This window comes from uncultured Vibrio sp., from assembly GCF_947488985.1.
GTDB lineage: Bacteria > Pseudomonadota > Gammaproteobacteria > Enterobacterales > Vibrionaceae > Vibrio.
Map to the genome: position 1 here is coordinate 1 of NZ_CANLBV010000139.1, position 5,913 is coordinate 5,913.

Annotated in this window: 8 protein-coding genes; 4 read left to right on the forward strand and 4 right to left on the reverse strand. The window is 41.2% G+C overall.

Going from position 1 to position 5,913, the window contains the following annotated elements; genetic code table 11:
* Window positions 1–302 precede the first annotated feature (302 nt).
* The 3 genes from Q1A70_RS18470 to Q1A70_RS18480 all read right to left on the reverse strand — a co-directional run bounded on the left by Q1A70_RS18470 (window position 303) and on the right by Q1A70_RS18480 (window position 1,549).
* Entirely contained in the window at window positions 303–785 is a 483-nt protein-coding gene (locus Q1A70_RS18470) for a MepB family protein (protein ID WP_363318258.1), read from the reverse strand.
* A 265-nt stretch (window positions 786–1,050) separates the two neighbouring features.
* Window positions 1,051–1,260, reverse strand: coding sequence for a BrnA antitoxin family protein (locus Q1A70_RS18475; protein WP_299695720.1), 210 nt, complete (start codon window positions 1,258–1,260; stop codon window positions 1,051–1,053).
* Window positions 1,253–1,549, reverse strand: a complete 297-nt coding sequence (locus Q1A70_RS18480; RefSeq protein WP_299695718.1) for a BrnT family toxin — start codon at window positions 1,547–1,549, stop codon at window positions 1,253–1,255. Before Q1A70_RS18480 ends, Q1A70_RS18475 begins: the two co-directional genes overlap by 8 nt.
* Window positions 1,550–2,208: 659 nt before the next feature.
* Here Q1A70_RS18480 and Q1A70_RS18485 point away from each other — a divergent pair.
* On the forward strand, window positions 2,209–2,421 hold the full coding sequence (locus Q1A70_RS18485; RefSeq protein ID WP_299695772.1) for a hypothetical protein: 213 nt from the start codon (window positions 2,209–2,211) through the stop codon (window positions 2,419–2,421).
* A 115-nt stretch (window positions 2,422–2,536) separates the two neighbouring features.
* Here the strand turns inward: Q1A70_RS18485 and Q1A70_RS18490 are convergent, their stop codons facing one another.
* On the reverse strand, window positions 2,537–2,794 hold the full coding sequence (locus Q1A70_RS18490; RefSeq protein WP_299695774.1) for a hypothetical protein: 258 nt from the start codon (window positions 2,792–2,794) through the stop codon (window positions 2,537–2,539).
* 1,217 nt (window positions 2,795–4,011) lie between these two features.
* Here Q1A70_RS18490 and Q1A70_RS18495 point away from each other — a divergent pair.
* The 3 genes from Q1A70_RS18495 to Q1A70_RS18505 are packed head-to-tail and all read left to right on the forward strand — an operon-like array spanning window position 4,012 to window position 5,541.
* The gene (locus tag Q1A70_RS18495) at window positions 4,012–4,245 is read left to right on the forward strand and encodes a hypothetical protein (RefSeq protein ID WP_299695571.1); all 234 of its coding nucleotides are present in this window, start codon (window positions 4,012–4,014) and stop codon (window positions 4,243–4,245) included.
* Window positions 4,238–5,137, forward strand: coding sequence for a site-specific integrase (locus Q1A70_RS18500; protein WP_299695573.1), 900 nt, complete (start codon window positions 4,238–4,240; stop codon window positions 5,135–5,137). The genes Q1A70_RS18495 and Q1A70_RS18500 overlap by 8 nt, the downstream gene beginning before the upstream one ends.
* Complete coding sequence (locus Q1A70_RS18505; RefSeq protein WP_299695575.1) at window positions 5,134–5,541, forward strand: hypothetical protein; 408 nt, start codon at window positions 5,134–5,136, stop codon at window positions 5,539–5,541. The genes Q1A70_RS18500 and Q1A70_RS18505 overlap by 4 nt, the downstream gene beginning before the upstream one ends.
* Window positions 5,542–5,913: the final 372 nt, after the last annotated feature.

Below are 5,913 nucleotides of genomic sequence, written 5' to 3' on the forward strand. Positions count from 1 at the left end.
TGGTCGGTGGCTGATGCGCGTCGCTCTGTCCAAAACATCTTGAATCCAAACAGAGTGCAGGAGTACTTGAAGTGCTTGCGTGATATGGCTATCATGAAAGGACTTAACGGGTTCTCAAATCGTTTAAGTATTCCGAAATAAACCACCTTGCAGGGTGGTTTTTTCACATCTAGGGAAAGAGATTAATCCCAAAAGCGATTGATCTCAATGATCCTTTTAACCGGTCATGACTTTCCCCAACAAAAAAGCCTCCCGTATGGGAGGCTTTTTTGTTTCTAAATCTGAGTTCGCACTAAGTGCCATTACGTTAAATTACCGAAGATCTTGGTGAATTTCTCAAAGTCTAAGATTTTATTATCTTCAATCCATAAAAAGTACTCACTTTGCCAGAGCTGAGTTTTCTTTGCTGAATTTGAAAATAGTTTAGTTTTTAGCTCTCCACGGCTAGATGTCCATGGTGGAAACACTCTGAATGCCATTTTACCTTTAGCTTTATCTGAGGTAATGACTTTTTTATTAACCAAAACAGGTAAAGGGAAGATAAACATCCCTCTTTTCGAAGATTCGTAATCATTAACCTCAACAAAAAGATAATCTAGATCATTCTTGTCGTAAGGCATGATTCTTCTAGGTTCAGTACTGTTTTCATCTGGTCTCTTCCATATTGATAGAAAATTACCAGCCCTATCTGGTGTAAGTTTGCCCTTTCGATAAATAACTTTCTTATTATCGATAGAGAATTCAAGAGCCTCATATTTACTATTCTGAGGGTATTGGTTTAACACTACGGGATGAGTTAATTCATACCCTTTAGATGTCAAATTATGACGTAAGAGAAAATCCACATCACTGAGGTATTTACACTGAGTCAAAATATTTCCTTTTAATAAAACGATGCAACATCCTAACTCTTGAAAGGTTCGCAATAAACCATTGGATTACTCTCTAAGATAGGTGTTTATTATTCCTGTTTGTTCAATCGCATGACTCCGTAACGAAGAACGGCTCCAATCGGGAACCGTTCTTGTGTCTAAATTTGATTTGTAGTGGCTACTGCCAATCCATCTTCAACTCTTTATGTTTGGATGCACAATCTTTCAAGTAGAGATTCATTAAGTTCTGATAAGGAACTCCATTCTTGTCTGAAAGATCTTTGAAGTAGCTAATAACATCTTCATCTAATCTTATCGTTATCTGCTTCTTTGACTTTTTCACATAAGGGTTAGCTACTGAGTTAGAAAAGTCATACTGTTCACGCATAACGGTAATCCTCATATTGTTTTCGTTCTCGTTTCTCTGCTTTTCTGGCTGATATGATTCTGATTTTCTCATCCTCTCCACGATAGCAATGACAAACAACCAAAGTATTGTACTCCTCACTCACGCCTAAAATAATAAAACGCTCTTCACCAAATGAACTGTCAGGGTCAGGAATAACACGGGCAAACTCATCATAAAAAACAGACTGAGCCTCATGAAAGGTAACACCATGTTTTCTTTTGTTCGTTTCAGCTTTATTGGGATCCCATTGGAAATTTAAGTAAGACATATCACAACCACAACTACAACGTAACTACATTGTAGTTCACAGAAAAAAAAATAAAAACCAAAGCCACTAATGAGGTGTTCATTATTCCTATTATGTTCAATTACCCTTAAATTACAGACACGAAAAAGGGGATGACCTTGCGATCATCCCCCTTAACGAAGTAATCTAGTTGACACTAAGGTCTGCACTAAAAATCACCTGTTGACGCATTGATTTTAGTACAGGTGGGCTAGCTTTGTCACTACCTATAACAAACCATTCAACGACAAAAACATATCCTTAGTCAGTGCAGCACTTTAAGACGGTGTATTGATGACTCACTTGACCGACATACTTTAAAGCGAAGCTAATCGCCTCCTCTTAAAGTAATCACGAACTGGTGACGAGATGAAACGAGTTTTAGCTCATGGTATTGGAACTACACCAAAGTAGTTAGCCCCATGCGGATTGGTTCACCGAAGAAACGAACGCTCGATAACTGCGAGGCTCTTTAGATAAACTTGCTAATCGTTACTTTGTAGTAAGTCCCCAATTAGAAGAAAAGTCACATAGACGCTTAAGGCTTTGACAAGCCAATAGATGAGGTCGCCAAAGCTCCTTATTTATTCTTTCCATGAGCAACGTCTAAGATGACCCTATGATTAAATTTAAGGATAAACATGACAACATGGAAAATGGCTAAGCTCATCGTTTGGGATAGTAGATCAGAAAGCTACCACGTAGAGAACCACTACCGTAGTGAATCCTCAGTTAAGTTTACGCGTATATTTAAAATGGACTTAAGCCGAATCCTGGAACAGAAAAAGCCTTACGGTATAACAGCGTTTGAACTCGTAAATGAAGGGCATGTTGTTCTTTACACCGAAATATAATCTCCTCCGCTAAATGATGCTCAACCTCTCAAAAATCGGTGTTCATTATTTCTGTTATGTTCAATCGCGTGACCCTACAACGAAGAACGGCTCCCAATCGGGAGCCGTTCTTACTTTAATTCCTTACCCAACCACAATCTTCATCCGTGGGCTTCTCAAAACAGTTTTCTAAAATCAGGTCTAATTTTTTAGAGGCTAATGCAGAGCAATAATGCTCACAAAGAGATTCAAATGCGGCATCTTCTGAGCTACGTCCCGTATCATTCTTAGAGACCCACTGTTCAAAAGACCTTTTTACAAGCTCAATGTCTTGCTGTAGTTCCTGAGCGCTCTTCCAAATATCAGTTAGAACTTCACCCTTTGTATTAACCATAATTTGCACCCTAATAATTTTTCAAAAGCGAAGTATATGATGAATTTGAGGTGTTCATTATTCCTATTATGTTAAACACGCGAGTTAGCTACCAAAAACACCCCTCATAGCCCCTCAAACGCTCTTAGCGAAGATTTTGGACACTTGATCAAGGCGATATGCTTCCATAACGCTTTGTAAGTTTGTGACGCTTTGAGAGCGATTTACAGGGCAAAAATCAGCGTATTCCTTTGAAACAAAAAACGCCCTCTAAGGGACATTTTTGTCATTTTTCTTGGATAACTGTTTATCACACCATGCAATGATCTGTTCAGCCTTTAATGCCAAGATACCTACACACAACATCCCCAAGATATAAATCCATCCCAGAACGCTCATCCAATGGGGTACGTTGTCACTGATAACGATGAAAGGTGCACTACATGACAGCGCGGTAAAAAGAACTCGAAAAAACATAATCACCTCTACTTTATGAATCTGAATACCACCGTAACACCCATATTTAATTTCCAAACCTTACATCCGTGTACCAGGCAAAATCCGCCTAAGCGGTTTTGCTTGGTACACGGATGCGATAAGCGAAGCGCGTCAGCTCTTCTCTTCGCAGAATGTTCGTTGTGAACATTCATGCTCGATCACGCTGCCACTCCATACCCCAATCAAATTTTCTCAACGAGACACACCCACTCTCCCCGCCGGAGGCGTAGGAGAGTCGAGTAGTCGTGTCTCATTTCGCAAATTTTGGACGCGCAAGCGCCTCCGCTAGGTTAGAACTTCGTTTAACCTAGCGGAGGCTTATATATCAATGTATTCATGAAATTGGCGCATATTATTATTTGCACACCAATGGCGCTGTTTGATTTTCGCACAAACATAGTTCATTATGAGTACAACGATGTGAATCAGTTTTATGGTGGCGTAATCGCTGCACTGGCAAGTGCGCTTTCCATTTTTGGAGATATAGCGAAATGCAAGGTCAGTATCACCCACGATACCAAGCACATATGTGCCAATACCGAGAACGGTTAGAGTTCAAATCGCACTCGCGACCATGCTGAGAACAGCTTAAGTTCAAACTGCAACGCAGCAATGTTTAGCCGACCTTAGGCTTGGAAAACGGTCAGATAATCCATGTGTTTTGCACAAAACTGGCGAATAGGCATTAAGTTGTCGCTGTCCTAAATGAATTAGGATTGTATGTTCTTACAAGGAAAAACATGTCTAATTTCGATGTTCAATCTGAACTTTCAGCCCTGAAAGCTCAAACTAAAACGATACGAAAACGCTCCTATTCCGCTCGAAAATCACGTCTAGACAAACACACCCATCAACTCTTGGCGTTGCATCAAGCAGGCGCAACAGCAGCCGAGCTTCAACGTTGGCTTCGCACCAATAAGCGGATCAAAGTCGCTCACTCTACCGTTCTCAGATGGTTAGAAAAACATGGCTAAATTTGCGAAGAACGTAGATCCGCAGGCCGTTGCCGAAAGGCAAGCAGCTAACATAATGAAACAAGTTCAAGGCAATATTCTCTCTAGCGTTGGGACCGTTCGTAACTACGAAGAACGGCTAACAATTGTAGCTAAACATGCCAATGCAGAGTTTAAATGTGGTCTGAGAGATTTAACGGTCGAACGTGCACACCAGTATTTGACCGACCGATCCGTAAAAGTAGGACAAAAAACCTTAGACATGGAACGTCAGGCAATCCAATGCATGATGCAGAATGTGACGGGAAAACTCTCAGCAACAGAAAAGTTGGATGTGATCAAATCCGAACATCAACAAATACTTACCTCTCGTTCTTACACGCCAGAGCAAGCAAAAATGGTTTCAGATGCACAAACTGAACGCAATGCTCTCGCCACTGAAATCGCTCATGCAGCAGGGCTTCGAGCACATGAGCTTCATACTCTGCAACGCCTCGATGAACGAACCCCCGACCCAAGGCCAACACTCGAAGAAAAGTTCTCTGGACGAGAAGGCGAACGTTACACCGTAGAGGGTAAAGGTGGCTTAATTCGAGAAGTGCTCATTCCTAAACACCTTTCGGAAAGGTTAGAAGAACGCAGGTTTGAACATCCCCAACAGAGAATAGATCGAGAAGTGAACTACACAACTCACTACGACATTAACGGCGGTAACCGTTGGTCTAGCTCATTCACCACAGCATCAAATCGAACATTAAATTGGAGTGGAGGAGCTCATGGCCTACGCCATAGTTACGCCCAAGAACGCATGAGTGAACTACAGAATTCGATGCCCTACGAAAAAGCATTAGAAGTGGTATCTCAAGAAATGGGACACTTTCGACCAGATATAACGGAGGTTTATCTAAGATGAATAAACGAAGATTAGAACTAACAATAAGAGCACTAGAACAAGACTTAGAAAGACTTAAAAGTGAAAGGAATCAAGCGGTAGAACTCTATAATGAGACACACGACAAACTAAACCAAGCACAAAAAGAAAACAGAAAATTACAAGAAAGCTACCATGAGCTACAGCTAGAAAAGTATGAACAAACATGGCTAAATCAAACTGAAAACGAGCCATATGAAGATGAGAATACATGCTTAGAATGTAGCTCTTGGGAGGAGCAGTACCACCAAATCAGAAGTGCCTTTGATAGAAGAAAACAACAACATCAAGCCATTGCAAAGTTCTTCAAACATTACCACTTTACCCACAATGGGCAAAGAATGAGTCTAACGAAACTGATTAAATTCGGACAAGAACTCCAATAACAAAGAGAGTAACCAAAAGACAGCCCTTTCGGCTGCGCCGACCCCTACCCATTTCGACTCAATTTTATGAGTGATTTGGGTATCTTTATGGTCGCTTTCAGATTGGGATTTTTCTCTTACCCTTTCGGGCTGCCCTGCGCTGTGAGTTAGGCTTTACGCCCCCATTCCGGTCTCACAACACTAATCATTTATTCCTTTCCCGCTTATCCCCTCTAGCAGCTACAAGGGGCGGATTTATCGAGCGTTTGCTTAGTTCTGATTAGTGCCTTTACCATGCCACCTTTGGAATATCCCTTGGTCGGTGGCTGATGCGCGTCGCTCTGTCCAAAACATCTTGAATCCAAACAGAGTGCAGGAGTACTTGAAGTGCTT